15 protein-coding genes are annotated in these 17741 nt (G+C 38.4%); 7 read left to right on the plus strand and 8 right to left on the minus strand.

Annotation, left to right across the window (positions count from 1 at the left end):
• The first annotated feature begins 322 nt into the window (after window positions 1–322).
• From HWV00_RS08140 to HWV00_RS08150, 3 genes are all read left to right on the plus strand, one after another.
• Window positions 323–1465: a fatty acid desaturase gene (locus HWV00_RS08140; RefSeq protein ID WP_255554970.1), complete on the plus strand. Its 1143-nt coding sequence runs from the start codon at window positions 323–325 to the stop codon at window positions 1463–1465.
• A gap of 98 nt (window positions 1466–1563) precedes the next feature.
• On the plus strand, window positions 1564–1899 hold the full coding sequence (locus HWV00_RS08145; RefSeq protein WP_211685598.1) for a hypothetical protein: 336 nt from the start codon (window positions 1564–1566) through the stop codon (window positions 1897–1899).
• A gap of 143 nt (window positions 1900–2042) precedes the next feature.
• Window positions 2043–3344: an inosine/guanosine kinase gene (locus HWV00_RS08150; protein ID WP_211685599.1), complete on the plus strand. Its 1302-nt coding sequence runs from the start codon at window positions 2043–2045 to the stop codon at window positions 3342–3344.
• 148 nt (window positions 3345–3492) lie between these two features.
• Here the strand turns inward: HWV00_RS08150 and dacB are convergent, their stop codons facing one another.
• Window positions 3493–4923 carry a D-alanyl-D-alanine carboxypeptidase/D-alanyl-D-alanine-endopeptidase gene (gene dacB / locus HWV00_RS08155; protein ID WP_211685600.1) on the minus strand — a complete coding sequence of 477 codons (1431 nt, stop codon included), beginning with the start codon at window positions 4921–4923 and terminating at the stop codon, window positions 3493–3495.
• A gap of 326 nt (window positions 4924–5249) precedes the next feature.
• Between dacB and HWV00_RS08160 the strand changes: the two genes are divergently transcribed.
• Complete coding sequence (locus HWV00_RS08160) at window positions 5250–5444, plus strand: GIY-YIG nuclease family protein (protein WP_255555024.1); 195 nt, start codon at window positions 5250–5252, stop codon at window positions 5442–5444.
• Window positions 5445–5456: 12 nt separating this feature from the next.
• Here the strand turns inward: HWV00_RS08160 and HWV00_RS08165 are convergent, their stop codons facing one another.
• Complete coding sequence (locus tag HWV00_RS08165; protein ID WP_211685602.1) at window positions 5457–7244, minus strand: GMC oxidoreductase; 1788 nt, start codon at window positions 7242–7244, stop codon at window positions 5457–5459.
• 315 nt (window positions 7245–7559) lie between these two features.
• Between HWV00_RS08165 and HWV00_RS08170 the strand changes: the two genes are divergently transcribed.
• Window positions 7560–8237, plus strand: coding sequence for a metallophosphoesterase (locus HWV00_RS08170; protein WP_211685603.1), 678 nt, complete (start codon window positions 7560–7562; stop codon window positions 8235–8237).
• Here HWV00_RS08170 and HWV00_RS08175 read toward each other — a convergent pair.
• Both HWV00_RS08175 and HWV00_RS08180 read right to left on the minus strand, forming a co-directional pair.
• Window positions 8234–10120, minus strand: a complete 1887-nt coding sequence (locus HWV00_RS08175; protein ID WP_211685604.1) for a DUF3413 domain-containing protein — start codon at window positions 10118–10120, stop codon at window positions 8234–8236. The genes HWV00_RS08170 and HWV00_RS08175 overlap by 4 nt on opposite strands.
• Window positions 10121–10202: 82 nt before the next feature.
• Window positions 10203–10433: a YejL family protein gene (locus HWV00_RS08180; RefSeq protein ID WP_211685605.1), complete on the minus strand. Its 231-nt coding sequence runs from the start codon at window positions 10431–10433 to the stop codon at window positions 10203–10205.
• A gap of 80 nt (window positions 10434–10513) precedes the next feature.
• Between HWV00_RS08180 and yejK the strand changes: the two genes are divergently transcribed.
• Window positions 10514–11542 (plus strand): nucleoid-associated protein YejK, encoded by a 1029-nt coding sequence (gene yejK / locus HWV00_RS08185; RefSeq protein ID WP_211685606.1) that lies wholly within the window; start codon window positions 10514–10516, stop codon window positions 11540–11542.
• Window positions 11543–11625: 83 nt separating this feature from the next.
• On the opposite strand, the gene HWV00_RS08190 is transcribed toward yejK, so the two are convergent.
• From HWV00_RS08190 to HWV00_RS08200, 3 genes are all read right to left on the minus strand, one after another.
• Complete coding sequence (locus HWV00_RS08190) at window positions 11626–12123, minus strand: hypothetical protein (protein ID WP_211685607.1); 498 nt, start codon at window positions 12121–12123, stop codon at window positions 11626–11628.
• 291 nt (window positions 12124–12414) lie between these two features.
• Window positions 12415–12828 (minus strand): hypothetical protein, encoded by a 414-nt coding sequence (locus HWV00_RS08195; RefSeq protein ID WP_211685608.1) that lies wholly within the window; start codon window positions 12826–12828, stop codon window positions 12415–12417.
• Window positions 12829–13024: 196 nt separating this feature from the next.
• On the minus strand, window positions 13025–14746 hold the full coding sequence (locus HWV00_RS08200; RefSeq protein ID WP_211685609.1) for a choice-of-anchor I family protein: 1722 nt from the start codon (window positions 14744–14746) through the stop codon (window positions 13025–13027).
• A 206-nt stretch (window positions 14747–14952) separates the two neighbouring features.
• Between HWV00_RS08200 and HWV00_RS08205 the strand changes: the two genes are divergently transcribed.
• Window positions 14953–15252 carry a Dabb family protein gene (locus HWV00_RS08205; RefSeq protein WP_211685610.1) on the plus strand — a complete coding sequence of 100 codons (300 nt, stop codon included), beginning with the start codon at window positions 14953–14955 and terminating at the stop codon, window positions 15250–15252.
• A gap of 105 nt (window positions 15253–15357) precedes the next feature.
• Here the strand turns inward: HWV00_RS08205 and metE are convergent, their stop codons facing one another.
• Entirely contained in the window at window positions 15358–17640 is a 2283-nt protein-coding gene (metE, locus tag HWV00_RS08210; RefSeq protein ID WP_211685611.1) for a 5-methyltetrahydropteroyltriglutamate--homocysteine S-methyltransferase, read from the minus strand.
• Window positions 17641–17741: the final 101 nt, after the last annotated feature.

Consider the following 17741-nt stretch of genomic DNA (forward strand, 5'->3'; position numbering starts at 1 on the left):
TAGTACGTAGGCCTGAAACTTGGTTGCTATCGCAGCTGAAAAATTTCCTGCCATAGTCTTATAAACTGGCGTTAGTTTAACGTAAATAGTGATTTCGGTCACTAATGGTTAAGACTTCTGTTCAAGTAATTTTAATCTACCTTATTTTATGTACGGACAGTTTTCTTAAAAACGTGATTTGTGTCGTATATTTAATATATGGAAAGAAAATAGTCGATAATGTAGCTGTTTTTGTAACACGGCATTGCTTTAATTAACAACTCAGCTTACACTTGTTCGCTATTATAAGTGAAACTACTTCATCAGGATGTTAGAGATAGTTATGAAAAAACCACCGTTAATTTGGCTAAATGTACTAATTTTTGCTTCAACCTTCCTTATTGCTATCACGGCAGTACCTTGGTATGGCTATGTTTATGGATTTGAAACATTCGAAATTGTTGCCATGATTATTGGTATTTTCGTATGCGGGTTATCGATCACTGGTGGTTACCACAGACTTTGGTCTCACCGTACTTATAAAGCACATTGGTCTGTACGATTGATTTTTGCTCTGGGTGGTGCGTTTGCGTTACAAAACAGTGCAATTCATTGGAGCTCTGATCACCGTCGTCACCACAAGCATGTAGATCATGATGATAAAGACCCGTACTCAGCGAGCCATGGGTTTTGGTTTTCACACATCGGTTGGATGCTACGTGAATATAACGCGATGCTTTACACTGATTACACGAATGTTCGTGATTTACAAAAAGATGCTATCGCAGTATGGCAGCACAAATACTATAACGTACTTGCGTTTGCAATGAATGTAGGTGTGCCTATTTTAGTTGGTTTGTTGTATGGCGATGTATGGGCGAGCTTATTATTATTAGGCGTTGCACGTTTAGTATTAAGCCATCATTTCACGTTCTTTATTAATTCATGGGCACATATGTGGGGCACACAGCCTTATACAGATCGTAACACTGCTCGTGATAATGCACTGCTAGCTATCTTCACTCATGGTGAGGGTTACCATAATTATCATCATATTTTTGAAACAGATTACCGTAACGGTATTAAATGGTATCAATATGATCCGACTAAATGGTTAATCAATGTTTTAGCATGGTGTAATCTAGCCAGTGATTTACGTATGGTTCCAGAAGCACGTATTGAGCAAGCTAAACTGAAGATGGAATTAAAACGTCGTCACGATAAAGTGAAGCACTTGCCTAATTCTGAAGAAGTTATTTTACGTCTTAATCAAGAGTACGATGTGTTATGTGAGAAACTTAACGCTTTTTATAAAGCAAAAGTCGTATTATTTGAATCAAAGAAAAAATCATTGAATGAAAAATTGGATAAAATTCAATTTGAACAACAGATCACTGATACTAAATTGCAATTAAGCCAACTAAAAGAGGCGTTTCATGCGCAACGTCGAGTTTGGAATAACATGCAACTTAACTTTTCTCACTAAATAAGAGTTAAATGTAGCGGTAGATGTAATAGCGTTAGGTGTTTTTGAATATCACCTAACGGATTGCCAAGGATGGCATGATAATCATGGAGGATATTTTGATTAAACATAAAGATATGCGTAAGTATTTACTTGCGCATGATTTACCAACCAATGATTTTGGTAACGCCTCGTTTTTTGCCCTCGTTGAATACATTAGCCCATTACGTAAATGCAGTGTCGAGACACTTGTGAGTTTCGTTCTTGCGGGTTATTGCGAAGGGACTATTCGGCTTGACCCCAATGATGACCTAACTCAAATAGGGTATATGATGAACTTTACCTGCGCTTGGCACGAGTGTAAATTCGATCTCGCGAGTCGCAGTTTTGTTATTCGTGGTAGTGATAGTAATAAAATGGGTGGTGATTTTGTCGTAACAATTCGACAATCGTAGTCTTATTTTCTATTTTTTTCGCATAAATCTATGTGATTGACCGGAATATGGTTAATAATTGGATCATTAATTTGGTTTTACTGGTATTTCAGAATTAGACTGGTAAAATCAGCCCCCTTTTATTCTCTCATGCTGGTTCAAATATGAAATTTCCCGGTCAACGCAAGTCTAAGCATTACTTTCCTGTAAATACAGGCAATCCATTTGTCAAACCGGTAGACGCTGCAAGTGTAGCTCAACCTGTATTATGCGGTATTGATCAGACACTCGTTGATATTGAAGCTCATGTCGAAGATGAGTTTTTAACTCGCTTTGGTTTGAGAAAGGGTGAGTCACTGATGATCAGTGATGAAATAGCCGAGCAAATTTATACAGAATTAAAGCAGAACGACCTTATCGTGAGTGAGTTTGCTGGTGGTACAGTAGCGAATACACTTCATAACTATGCCATTCTATCTGAATCTCAGTCGCTTCTATTTGGTACTATGTGTGATCAAATTAAAATCGGCAGCTATGCATACCAATATCTATGTAATACCAGCAGCAAGGTAAACCTTAATTACTTGCAACCTGTGAACGGTCCAATCGGGCGTTGCTTTACATTTATTTCTTCAGATGGTGATCGTAGTTTCGGTATCAATGCTGGCTTAATGAATAAGTTAAGTAAAGAGCATTTACCTGTTGATCAATTACAAAAAAGCTCTGGATTACTTATCTCTGCTTACTTATTGCGTTGTGCAGAAGATGATCCAATTAAAGAAGCTGCAATGCATATGGTTGAGCAGGCTAAATACCTTAATATTCCAATCATTCTTACATTGGGCACGCGCTTCATTATTGAAGGTAATGAAAAGTGGTGGCAAGATTTCATTAACGAATACGTTACTGTTATCGCAATGAATGAAGATGAAGGTGAAGCGTTAACTGGCTTTACTGATCCATTATTAGCTGCAGATGCGGCTTTGGAATGGTGTGACCTTGTGCTTTGTACTGCAGGTGCTGAAGGCCTATATATGGCTGGTTATACGGATGAGAAGTTTAAACGTGAAACAAGCGGACAGTTATTACCGGGCGCAATTGCCGAATTTAACCGTTATGAATACAGCCGTCCAATGCGCTTAGCTGATACAACTGAGCCATTAAAAATGTATTCACATATTGCACCATATTTAGGTGGACCAGTTGAAATCAAAAACACCAATGGTGCTGGTGATGGTGCGCTATCTGCTATTTTACATGATATGTTAGCGAATTCTTACCACAGAGACATCGTGCCTAACTCTGATAAGCATACGGCGAGCTGCCTTGCTTATTCATCACTTTCACAGTTATGTAAATATGCAAACCGTGTAAGTTATGAAGTGTTAGCACAGCATTCTCCACGTTTATTAAAAGGTTTACCGGAACGTGAAGAATCACTAGATGAAGGCTATTGGTCTAGCTAATCGAATTGATTAATACTGGTGATTTATTAAGTAAATACATTGGTATGATTTAAGCAGTTCATCGATACAAAAATGGCGAACAACAAAACGGTAATCCGTGAGTTGTTCGCCATTTTTGTATTTCCAGATCGAGATACGTTACTAATACTTAGTAATTAGACACGATAGTATTAAAGAACGCTGCGGAATATTGTGTGAGAGGAGAGGGCTGCCTCGGTTTATCCTTATTCGATAGTTCTATATTTTTAGGATTGTAACCGCTTACCATTAGAACAAAGGGTACCCTGTGATTCTTTTCTGTTTTCACAATACCGACTAAATTTGATAAGCCTTTTAAAGAACCCGTTTTAGCGGCAATTTTACCGGCCAATTTTTTAGTGAGTAATCCTCTACGATATTGCAATGTTCCGTCCACACCTGATATTGGCATAGTCTCTAACAACTTCAGCTCATCGTCATGGTTAATAATATACTCAAGTACATTAAACATGGTTTGAGCTGATACTAAATTGTGGCGTGACAGACCTGAACCATCTGCAATCACACTCGATGCGAGTGAAATGTCTTTATCCGCCAGGATTAAGCGCATAGCTTTAGCCCCATTACGATAATTACCTGCCTGTTGGAAGTATTCCGCGCCTATTGTTTTGAATAATATATCAGCAATTAAGTTGTCCGACTCTTTCATCATTTCAGTGATAATGTCTGGTAATGGTGCCGATTGTTGATTTATGATCGTTGCTGTTTTTACTGCTTTCTTGCTTTCAACAACCTTGCCTGTAAATGCTATTCTTGCCTGTGTTAATTCATCTTTAAGCAATGCTGTAAAGTAAGTCGCAGGGTCAGAAATAGCAAATGACAGCGGAAGGTTACGTTTAGAGGGGGTGATACAGCCAAATAGCGTGTAATTATTGTTAGGATGACGTGTGACCTCTAAATCACAAAATTGTGCTTGTTGCTGCTCTTTAGTGAGAATATGCACTTGGCTGTTTAATATAACAGGCTCATAGTCGGGAATATAAATCGTAGCCTTTGTCATGTCTGCAGAGCGCTTAAGATTACCTAATACACAGTTATTATTGATGACTAGCGCGGATGCCTGCGTTGCATAGCAGACAGCTTGGTCATTCCAAACTTGGCCATTACCCCAATTGTAACCATTAAAGCGACTCTGATTGAGGATAATGTCACCGTTAATCTGGTTAACCCCTTTTGCTTTTAATTGCTTAAGCATATTGCGTAAGTCTTTGCGTGTGAAGGTGGGATCTCCAGTAAAATTAAACTCTGCATTATTTAAGCGCTGTTTATTTATATTGCCGTGCAAGCTGGTATTAAAAGTATAGTTGTCAGTGAGAAAAAGCTTTGCTGTTAATGCTGTCAGTAGCTTTTGTGTCGATGCCGGAGTTAATAGAAGGTCTGCGTTATCTTGACTGAATAATGCAGTACTGGCGCTTGTCGTTGAATCTAAAGGTTGTCCAATGATATAGGCAACATTTGTACCTGAAGGTAGCAATTTTTTTAAAGGCGCAATTTCATCCGTGTTCGCATTCGCATTGATGCTAATGAAGAGGAGTGTCATGCAGTAAAGGTAAGTTCGTAACATATTATTTTTAAATACTTCTCGCCGTGTGGATGATTATTCTATCTGAGATTAGAAAGTAATAGAATGTGAATAATTAAATAACACTCAAATATTCATAGTATAAGCTGTTATTCTCATTACAACTGTTGTTAAACGATAAGCAGAGCGTGCTCAATATCGATTTAATTTGCAGTCATGATTATCTCTTTATTATGATTGGTATAAGTATAAAAGGTTCAGTTTTGACTAAAGTGGAAGCGAGTTTATGGATTGTGTATCTTATTGAAACAGACGCGGGTCTGTATTGTGGGATTACAACGGATATGGAAAGGCGTTATCAGCAGCATTGTAAAGGGACGGGGGCAAAATTTTTTCGTCGGGCAAAACCGATTCGAATTGCTTATACAGAAATACAACCTGACCGGAGTAGGGCAAGTAAGCGAGAATATGCGATTAAACAGTTATCACGGAAACAAAAACTCGCTTTAATTAATCCAACGAGTTCTTGTTTGTCGTAATAATATGAATGCTTAAACAGCTTTGGCTAGGATATCCGGTACGCCAGCTGTTTGAACAAGTGATGGATTACCAGCGAGTGCTGCTGAAAAGTAGATAGGTTTAATCTTTGCCGCTCTTTCTGCATCAAATACTGGAATTTGTGCCATCGCATGTTCAGTTAGCGCGAGAATAGTCAGCGATGGATTCACCCCTAAATTACCCGCGATAATTGAACCATCGAGGATTCTTAAGTTTTTGTACCCATACGTTTGCCCTGAATCATCAAGGACGGCTGTTTTTGGATCTTTACCCATTCTAGCACCACCCATCATGTGTGCTGTGATAGGTGTACCTGCAATCACTTCTAAAGCAAGATTACCGGCATTACCACCAGAATGTTTAACGTAATGCTCTGCGACTTTGTGCGCGATAGGGAAGTAGTTTCTTAGTTTAGTATCTCCCTTATGTTGTACTGGTAACCATGTTTTCTTAAAAGGGGAATACCATGCGCGCTTACTTTCTAAGTGGATATTATTTTGTGCTGTTTGCATTACTAACAAGATAATGGTGTCTTTTGCTTTACCAATTGGGTTTGCCATTTTTAATGTTTTAATTGGCTGCTTAGCAATGTTCATAAGCATCGTCATTGAACGGGGGATACCAGCGTGTTTTGATGTTAGTGGAACCGCCATCGCACCTGCAAAAGAAGCATCACTGCCTTTCGCATAACGTACAATTTCAACTTTTGTTTCATCATCCGGTGAGAATATTGAGGTAATGGCCGTACCATTCCACACTTCTTCTTTTTGCTCTTGTTGGGTTAAGCGATCGTGTGAAACGGTTAGCAGTGTTTCTGAGTTGGTTAGTACATTTTGACCGAGGTTCGGGCTTAGGTTAGGTAATGTTTTTTCTACATCTCGCATTCTAAGTAATAACGGCATCGTACCGAATACACCACCAGAGACGACAACGCCACGTGTAGTTAGCGTATATTTTTTCTTATTAAATAGACCTAATCCTTCGGTAATATGAATGGTATAACCAGCGCTACCGTCTTTAACACCGTTCTCATCAGCAATTGGTTCAATCTTGGTGACATTTGATTCTGGGCGTATTTCTGCACCATTGCGTTCTGCAAAGTAGAGGTAGTTCTTATCCAAACTATTTTTTGCATTATGACGACAGCCAGACATGCAGTTACCGCAGTAAGTACAGCTATTACGTTTTGGACCATCACCATTGAAGTAAGGGTCACCACGATCTTCACCTAAACGCTCTACATCAATGTTACGTGAAACTTTATCTTCACCTTTTGGATAGAGTAGGCCGCTATAAACGGTTTTAAAGCTATCTTCTCGTCCCATATCGACTGCTACATCTTTTAAGATAAGGTCTGCTGGGCCAAAGAAGCGATTTTTTTGTACGCCAATCATGCGTTGTGCTAAAGCGTAATAAGGGCTGAGACGTGAGTGCCAATCTTCATGCATGCCTGTCCATGACGGATCTGCAAATATGTCTGCATCGGGAATAAGGTGGGTATTACCGTAAACTGTTGACCCACCGCCGACAGCACTGCCGTGAACCAAGTTAATTTTTCGTGTGACAGAGAGTGTAAAAGGACCTGTTAGTCCTAATTGTGGTAGCCACATGAAACGTTTTAAGTTCCAACTTGTGCGAGAAAAATCTTTAGTTTGAATACGTTTACCACGTTCTAATACTAATACTCGAAATCCTTTTTCTGTTAAACGCAATGCGCTGGCTGAACCACCAAAACCGGATCCAATAATAATCTGGTCAAAATCAAAGTTAGTACTCGACATTTATTACCCCTACTGCTTAATCGTTAATTTCACATCAAGATTGTGCATAAAGCACTATATTAGTTTTAGAATATCTTTGATGCTCTGATCAGTATTCTTTAATACTAACGGTTTAAATATGTTATCAAGATGTTGTTATCATTGTATGTACCATACTGTAGGTATGTAACTAAATAATACTAGTAAAATTACTAGGCTGTTGTATTTAGAGAGGGTTTCGTTGATTAACTCGTGTTAGCGTTAACTTATGACAGGATTAACGTGAGCTCTATAGCAAAAATAAAATGTTGTTGAATACGTCTAATGAGGTAGAAAATGCGAATACATAAAAATATACCAATTAATCATAAAGGGCAGGATTTCTTTGTGGGAGACATCCATGGTGAATATGATTTGTTATTAGCTACATTAGCGCAATGTCAGTTTAATTTTGAGTGTGATCGCTTGTTTTCTGTTGGCGATATTATTGATCGAGGCGCTGATTCTATAGCGTGTCTTGAGTTATTGAATGAACCTTGGTTTTATGCCGTTCGAGGGAATCATGAAGAGATGTTATTAGCAGATGAAGCGAGTGAGTTAGCTCGCATTCATCGTAATGCCGGTGGTGAGTGGTTTTTTCAATGCACGGCAGAAGAACAAGCTAAATTGAGGCTACTAATCGAAGCGCATTGCCCAATTGCATTCACCATTGAATCTCAATATGGAAGTATCGGTGTTTGTCATGCTAACGCACCGGTTAATTGGTCTGAATTACAATATTCAGATACAGCAAACTTAGCGTTATTAAAAGATTGCTTGTGGTCGACAAAACAATATCAGGAAGTTAAGCAGGGGAAAATGTTTCACATCCATGATGTTAAATTTACGATACATGGACATGTTAATTGCGCAAGGGTGACGACTAATTTGAATCAATTATGGATTGATACTTTAATGCGGACAAGACGTTTAACAGTCTTATCCGCACAACAAGCATATATGGTGATCGCTTAATTCTCAGTTTGAGCTGGCGCAGCCTTATAGAAGTAGTTTAGCTCATTAAGTACTTGCTTGAATTTAGCTTCATGCATCGCTGTTCGTGGAATCGGTTTATAATCACTACGATTACGTACATCATGATTTCCTTGGCGGCTAAATAGACCTTGGTAAGAAAATAATGTAATAGTGTCTTCTTGTAGGATTACAAAGTTATTCTTATTACCGAGCAATTGCCATGTCTTAAAGTCGCCAGAAAATAAATCGATACCATTGCTGTAATCTGAAATAGGATTGTTGACAGCAGATAGATTAGTCAAAATAGTCGGGACTAAATCAGTATGACTCGTATCTTGATTTATTACGTTTGGTTCTTTGTTTGGCCACACGATAAACAAGGGAACTTGAGTTTGATAAGTTGAATAATTACTACCGTAACCCCATGAATGATCTTCTGAATCATTGAATTCATTACCGTGATTAGCGGTGAATATAATGACAGTATTATCATATTGCTCAGATGATTTTAACTCATAGATGATTTTTGCTATGGCCTTATCAACGTAACTCACGCTATTTCTATAGCTATTAAATAGCGCAATTTGGCGATTGCTTGCTTGGCTATTTAGATCTTGAATATTAGGATAAAACAGCGCTGGAAAGCCATCTGGCGTATTCATATTTTGCACTGAATCCAGGCTAATATAAGCAAACCAAGGTGTTGTTTTATCCTGTTCTCTCAACCAGTCACGAGTCTTTTCGACAGTCTTTCTATCATCATTAGTACCTTCTACAATTGTTGTTTGAGGATTATCTAAGTTAATGAACGTCGTTTGGTTCTGTTTATGCTCTGACAATTTCTCAGTATTAAAAATACCTAAGTTATAGTTTGCTTGAGTAAAGTAATCGAGCATGAAGGGTGATTTTGCTGATATTTCGATATCACCCCAATATTGTGGAGCAAGACCGTACATGATCCCAAAGTTACCCAATGAGTCATCGTTACTGGTACTAAAGTGACTCTTAAACTGTAGGCCCTTGCGCGACAGTTTTGACATTTCTGGCATTACGCTGTCATTGAGCATATCGGCTCTAAGTGTACTGATGTTAATCAACAAGACATTTAGTTTTTGGCTGCTCTTATTTATGTCTAATGGATTTTTAGGGTAATCAAGTCGTGAGTCGGTTAAATTCTTTGTATTACTTACACGTTTATCAAATGCAGCTTTATCTAGCCAACCATATTTAACAAGGAAGGTTCTTGCTGTCATTGGGTAGGCTAATGGGAAGTTTGCTTTTTGTGCGGTAATAGGGCGGTAAACGGCTGCATCTGCCCACATATGAAGTAGATGTCCGGTTAGGAAACAGCAGAAAAAGAAAATGGCAATAATAGGGCCCAGCTTAAAACGACTCAAGCGTCTTAATCTATGCCAAAGGAAACTTGAAATCAGTAATTCAAACAGGAATAAGAAAGGGACAAAAACAAAGAATGATTGCCAATCTGAATTAAGGGTTTGTTCACTTTCACCCAGCAAAATCTCAAAGATAATGGGGTTAATATGTAAGTTATAAAGTTTAAATATCTCGGTATCAATGATTAACAGAGACAGTCCCACAGTCGCAAAGATGACTGTTAGAAAGCGTAACGCGCGTGGGAATGGTATCAAAAAACTGACTGGAAAGATGATAACCAGATATAAAAGAAAGATAATAAAGCTGAAGTGACCAAGCAGACTAATTAGCGAATAGGCTTGACCAAGTATCGTTTCAGGCCAATCGGCAATGAAAAGATATCGTGATGCAAAAACGATTGCCAGTAAGATATTGACTAAACTAAACCAATGACCCCAACTGATAATTTTGGAGACCTGATCGCGATAATGATGTCCTGTTTCTAGCATAAGTTAAACTGCTGTCTCTAATGTGCTTTAATAATGTAATGAGTAATCATAAATGACAAGGCATCCTTGCCTATCATTTTAATTAATGTGATGTATCTTTTGACTTTACTGAAGCAACAAGTGCTTTAGCAAATTTTTCAGCAACAGCTTGGCGTTGCTTTGGTGATAAAGATGCATTGATGATGTTTGCAGCTGAATTACCAAGAACCATTAAACCAAGGTCTAATGGTGCATCGTGTTTTTCTAGTACATCAATAACTTCATCAATAATTTGTTCAACTTTATCATTTTTGTATTTAGAAACTATAGGCATAATTTAATCTTTTAATGTATGAATGGTCAAAGATGATTATAATACCTCACAGGATTCATTAACTCTAATACTTTAAATATATGCAGCTAAAATTAAATAACATTATTCTACATTCTTTAGCCTTTAACACCGAAGGCGAGTTGAAATGCTACCCACGCAGTGAAGAACTGGTTAATTCGCAACCGGTTGAAGAACTTGCAAGTGAATTACATCGAATTTATAACGCGAAGCCAGCGAAAGGTTTTGGCTATTTTAAATGCGCAGAAGAAGACAACAGTCGTCTACCTTTTGAAGTTGAACTGCGTAAATTCATGGACGAAGAAAGTAATTTTGTTGATTTTTCGAGCGCAGCGTCAAGTTTATTGGTGGGTGAGTTACTTAAATATGACTTTGTTACGCAGGGTATTCTGTCTTTTGTACACTACAACTGGATGGCATCGGATTACTTGATTGTTGCGTTATTAGAAAATAAAGACAGTGTAATGGTAACTGAGCAACTTGATCTGAGTAATACACATTACCTTGAGCTTTCTAAAGTACAACTTGCCGCAAAAATCGATTTGACTGAATGGCGTCAAAATAGCGATTCAAAACGTTATTTATCGTTTATTAAAGGTCGAGCAGGACGTAAAGTGTCTGATTTCTTCTTAGATTTCCTCGGTTGTACGGAAGGCATGGACGCTAAATTGCAAAATGCAGGCTTAATGCGCGCTGTTGATGAGTTTTGTCATGTTGCAGAACTTGATGCTGAAGAAGCGATCCAAGCACGTGAGCAAGTGGCGCAATATTGTAACGAGCAAATTAAAGAAGGTAATGAAATTGAAGTTAAGGATCTATCTGATCATTTAGCCGACGTATCATCGCGCGACTTTTATCAATATGCATCAGAAGCATATGAGCTTGAAGACAGCTTTCCTGCAGACCGTGGTGCGGTACGTAAACTGACTAAGTATGTCGGACAGGGCGGTGGTTTGAGTGTGAGTTTTGATCAAAAGTTAATGGGCGAGCGCATTAGTTATGATGCTCAAACAGATACGCTGACGATTGTTGGTATTCCACCAAACTTACGCGAGCAATTAACTCGTCGTAGTAATGATGATAATGAATAATGAATAAAGAATAATCAATGATGATAGTGATAATTTAGGATTATCACTATCATCACTCTATCTTTCATCTGCATGACAGGACTCTATTCGATTAATTTATTCTCTATTGATCGCGCTTGTTTTAGCCCCCATTCCCCTTTGACAGCTACCTTTAGCATCATATCTAAAAATATATGTAAGCCGTTATTATCGAGATCCAAGCAGATACCGTGATTTTCTCGTGAGTAAATATATAAGGCGACCAAATTATCTGGCTTTTTATCTAAAGATATTCGTGTTGTGAGTAATGCATCGGGTTGTGCTGGTGTTGATTTTTTTTGTGTTTCGGTTCGACCCGCCGCGTCATGTAATGCGCGTTGATGCTTATCTGCAAATGACGAATCTGAAGCCATTTTATTATCTTTATACTGCGATTGAATTTTATCTAACTCATATTGCAGGGTTAATTCTGCATTAAGCATTTCTAATAATTTCTTACACATGTGACGAGTAAGCCACCATTGTGGATGGTTTATATTATTAGAAACGATGAGTAGCATGCGGTCTTCAACAGGGTTGTACGTTAAGCTGACTTGACTCATTCGTTATCCTTACTGGATGCGTTACATTGTATTGATATAACTTAATAGTAGTTTTTACGTCGTAAAGTGCAAATGCAAATAGCAAACAGTTTAAAGGTAATTGTAATGCAGATTCCGAGAGCATGAGCTAAAAGAAAATAATGGGGTAATAACGGCTATTAATATGCTAAAAGTATGGGGAAATCAATTGATAAGCGAAATATGAGTGTGAGGGTAATCTATATTAAATAGGGTGCAGAATAAATAAAGGGGAGAAACCTCCCCCTCACGTATTATGTAATCGTTATATGATTACGCTTCAGCAGTAACTTTTGCTGCTGCTGATTTAACAACTTTTTGTACTTTTGCTGGTTCTGTTTTTAATTCGCTGATCATTTGAGCAAGTAGGTCGATTTTGCTTTCTACTTCATTCAATTTTTGACCTTGAACACCAGTAAAGCGGCCAGTGATGCTTTGAGCTTTAGTTTCGATTGAATCTAAAGAGATTTTTTTGCTGAAAAGTGAAGAAACCTGCTCTTTTACTTGAGGTTCAACTTGTGCGCCACGTTCAACTAGAGATTCAAATAGTTGAGTTGCTTTATCTGATGACTTTGTTGCTTCATCAACGATTGTGCCGTAAACACCAAAACCTGCAGTGATAGATGTTTTTGCTGTTTCTTTTGCGACATTGTAGATAGTTTCTACTTGGTTTAGTAAGTTAGCCATTGTTATCACTCCTAGTGAAAGTATTTTAGGTTAAGGTTTGTTTCAACTGAGTTAATCATATTGGTTTTATTTAGAAATCACATTCCAGAGGACGTAAAAAAATGACAAATTTTAAATAAAAATGCATCACCGTAGGTAATGCATTTAAATAAGCTAATTGGTTGTTGTTTATTGCTTTATATTAGGCAACGCATAACTATTGTTGTAGTTGATATACAACGGCTGTACCACTTACTTCATTAGCAACTAACAAGAGTGGTTTACCATTAGGGCTCTTGTTTGCAGCTATAAACTTCATCCCTTCGGGGCCAAGGTCGCCTACTGTATTTAGATTTCCTTTTGTTATTACGCCATCCTCGATTTCAAACTTAGCTGTAAAATCGCGATTCACAATATAATCGATGAAGTAGGCGTGTTGTGGTTCAGTTATGTCATAAATCATGAAACCTGATGTACGCTCTAGACCAATAAAGGCGTATTGACGATCATTAATAGTACCTAGTGCTAGCGCCTCTGGTTCTGCACCTTTATCATCACTACGCGTGTCGCCTTTATTTTTAGTATTATGATTATTAAAGTTAATACCCAGACGATCTGCGGTAATGCGTTCAAAATCTTTACCACTATCAAATACTTGCTTTCCTTGTGCATTCCAAATAGAAAAAGAGCGAGAACCGTAGCTGTATATCTTATCTATATCGCCGTCATTATCCGTATCACCCATACTGGTTGTTACTTTTAATCGGCCTAATTGTTTTTTATCTTGAATAGCATCAAATTGAGGATGATTTTTATCTAGGGTCAATTTTCCCGCGCGTGTTTCTTCAGAGAAACCTGCGTAATCTCTCGCATCACCTTCATTTGCTGTCACGATGAAATCAGCGCCATCAATACTGTAGCTGGCTATCGTGTCAGGTTGATAAAGTCCGTATACGCCTGGGTATGTTTGAATATTTACTTTGCCATCTTTATCACTCGTATCAATGGCATTTCTATTTAGACCGTAATCTTTGCTGCCTAAATCTACGATACGTTCAACACGTTGTGAGTTTAAATCAATCACTGCAATCGCATTATTTTCTTGTAAAGATACAAATGCTTGTGCGTTGTTGTGAGATATCGCGATATATTCAGGTTCAAGGTCTTGGCTAACTGTAGATGCTGGGCCGTTGATCTTGACGCCGCTAGGTAGCTCATGATGACGTGTTGAGTGAAGATTGAAATCGTTAAAGCTGATATTAATTGCTTTTTTGCTCGGCATATTGTTATTGATATTAATAATTGAAACAGAACCTTCAGGGTCAACGGTGTAATCTTGATTTGGTTCACCTTCATTCGCCACAACGACTTTACTGCCATCATGAGTAAAGACGACGTTATCAGGTAAGTAGCCAACTTCGACCGCGTTTAAATATGTTGTTTTACCTGCATTATCGAGTTTATAAAAGCCAATAAATCCTCGATCTTGTACTGGGTTACCCTGTTTATCACCTCGTTCAATGGCAACTGCGAGTAAATCATCAAAAATTGCGATGCTGTTTACTGAACCTAGGCGACTTAGTCCTAAGTCTGACGCTAGATTTAAGGTGGCTTTTTTAGCTAAATTATTTAACGTTAGCGGGTCAATTTTAGATGGTGAAGCATTGTTAATTACGCTGATAATACTGGCATCAAGGATGTCCACTTGACCACTTTTGGCGTTAACAACAAAAATAGACTGACTTTGAGTATGATAATCTAAGATCTCAGCAGCACTGACACCATATTGACCAGATTCATAGCGTGCAAGCATGGTGACAGTTAGTGGTGATTCATCTTGCTGAAAATTGGCAACTGCGTCATTTGGTTTTGCAGTACAACCACTCACGACTGTTGTGAAAGCAAGGCCAAGCATTGAGCTTATCAGTGTTCTTTTCATTTTAATGGCTTCTTAAATTAGTTTATGCGTGTTTGTTTAAATAAATATAGGGTATATGTGGTGCATATTTATGATGCTTACATGACAAATTTGTGAATTATTGATATTCATCCAGTTAAATGTGACGTTTAAAGCTATACTCTCGCTTCTTCAATTCCCAAGTCAGTTGGGTGAATTATTCGTTTGTTAAAAAGGATGGAACAATCATGGCGTTCAAACATATTGTTATGTGGACTCTACACGACACTGTCAATGGTAATGATAAAAGCACAAATGCTAAATTAGCAAAAGAGGCTCTTGAAGCGCTGAATGGTCAGATCCCTGGATTACAACATTTGGAAGTGGGTATTGATTGTTTACAAGGTGCAGGTTCTTACGACTTAGTATTAGTCGCAGATTTGGATTCTCGTGAAACGCTAGATGTATATCAAGATCATCCAGCACACCAAGCTGTGTTACCTATGATGAAAAGTATTACGAGCCAACGTGCAGCTGTTGATTACTAATTCTTTTCGTTAATACGAATTGACTTGAAATATAGAGATAAAAGAAAGGAGAGCGCTTGCTCTCCTTTTTGTATCAGATGATTTTAGCACGGCATCAAATAAAGCTTAATTCGAGAATGTGTCTCGTAAGTTATGTGCTGCGGTGACCATGTTTTTCAATGCTTCTTCCGTTTCTTTCCAACCACGAGTTTTAAGACCGCAATCTGGATTAACCCATAAACGTGCAACGTCAATGTATTCACTGGCATTTGTGATTAACTGCGTCATCCATTCAACACTTGGTACGTTTGGTGAATGAATATCATATACACCAGGGCCAATGTCATTTGGGTAACTGAAATCAGTAAAGGCTGATAATAATTCCATATTAGATCGTGATGTTTCAATCGTGATCACATCGGCATCTAATGCGGCAATTGACGGCATAATTTCGTTAAACTCGCAGTAACACATGTGCGTATGGATCTGCGTGTTGTCTCTCACGCCTGATGCACTGATACGAAAGGCTTTTGTTGACCAATCTAAATACGCTTGCTGCTCGCTGCCACGTAGTGGCAACCCTTCACGCAGTGCTGGCTCGTCAATCTGAATAACTTTAATTCCAGCCTTCTCTAAATCAACCACTTCATCACGGATTGCCAATGCAATTTGGTTGGTTTGTTCTTCGCGGCTAATATCATCACGAGTAAACGACCAACATAAGATAGTGACTGGGCCGGTTAACATCCCTTTCATTAGTTTGCTTGTTTGAGCTTGTGCATATTGACTCCAAGCAACCGTCATCGGTGCTGGGCGAGAGATATCACCAAAGATGATAGGTGGTTTAACGCAACGCGTACCATAACTTTGTACCCAACCATTTTTAGAGAAAGCAAAGCCATCGAGTAATTCACCAAAGTATTCAACCATGTCATTACGTTCTGGTTCACCATGTACGAGTACATCAAGGCCCAGCGCTTCTTGGCGTTCGACAACATCCTTGATCTCTGCTTGCATCTTCGTAATGTATTCGTCTTGATCTATTACGTTTTGTTTAAACTGATTACGTGTTTGACGAATATCACTGGTCTGTGGGAATGAGCCAATGGTTGTTGTTGGGAACAGGGGTAGATTAAGTTCTTTTTGCTGACTCGCAATGCGCTGTGTAAATTGGCTATGACGTTGTGCATCTTGGTCTGTTATCGCGGCGACACGTTGCTGTACTGCGGTGTTATGAATTCGGGCCGATGTAGCACGAGAAGTAACAACAGCCGTTGATAACTCGACTTGGGCGTTTAATTGTGCCGTTTGATTGCCATTTAAGATAGCGCTAATTGTGCTTACTTCTGTTAGTTTCTGTGTTGCATATGCTAACCATGATTTAAGTTCAGTATCGAGCTTAGTTTCGTTATCAAGATCAACAGGGCTATGCTGTAATGAACATGACGATGCAACCCATAGACGTTCACCTAATTGTGCTTTGGCTGCTTGTAGTGAAGAGATTGATTGAGCAAGATCGTTACGCCAAATATTACGACCGTTAACAATACCCGCAGATAAGATCGCTGTTTCAGGCAGTAATACTAAGGCTGTGTCTAATTGCTCTGGAGCACGAGATAAATCAATGTGGAAACCATCAACGGGTAATGAGAATGTGAGTTCAGTATTATCACCTAGTGCACCAAAGTAACTAGTGAGTAATAGTTTGTTGTTTCCTTTTGCTAATTCAGCATAACTTGTTTTGAATGCATGCTTCCATTCAGTTGTTAGGTCTTGAACTAAAATTGGTTCTTCAATTTGTAACCATTCAACACCTTCCGCTGCGATGTTAGCAAGTAATTGCTGATAAGTTTCAATCAGTTGTGGTAGCAATGTAAGTTTATCAAAATCACTGTTAGTTTTGCTTAGTGATAAATAACTGACAGGACCTAATAGACTTGCTTTGATTGGGAAACCAAGTGCTTTTGCTTCTTGAATTTCTTCAATCAATTGGTTGTAACTTAACGCGAATCTTTGGTCTTCGTTTAGTTCAGGTACAAGATAGTGATAGTTGGTATCAAACCATTTTGTCATTTCACATGCAGCAGCTTGTTGACCACAGCATGGACTAGAGCCACGCGCCATATTGAATAAGGTATCAAGCGTGATGTTATCTTCTTGGTGACGCGCTGGAATCACACCTAAGGTTGCTGATAATGCTAATACTTGATCGTACCAAGCAAAGTCACCGACAGTGATGAAGTCTAAGCCAGCGTCGATTTGTTGTTGCCAATGTTTAGCGCGCAGTTGTTTGCCAACGGCTTCTAACTCAACTTTAGTGATGTCATTTTTCCAATATGACTCAATTGCTTTTTTTAACTCACGGTCTGCACCAATACGTGGGAAACCTAATATATGTGATTTAGCCATCTGTAACTCCATTTGCTTAGATGTATTCGTTTTATGTACTGCTTTATGCTCTGGGTTATAGATACGTAAAGCCGTTTAGATGGCTAAAGTATTGAATATTA

The organism is Moritella sp. 24 (assembly GCF_018219155.1).
In the GTDB taxonomy this organism is placed as follows: domain Bacteria; phylum Pseudomonadota; class Gammaproteobacteria; order Enterobacterales; family Moritellaceae; genus Moritella.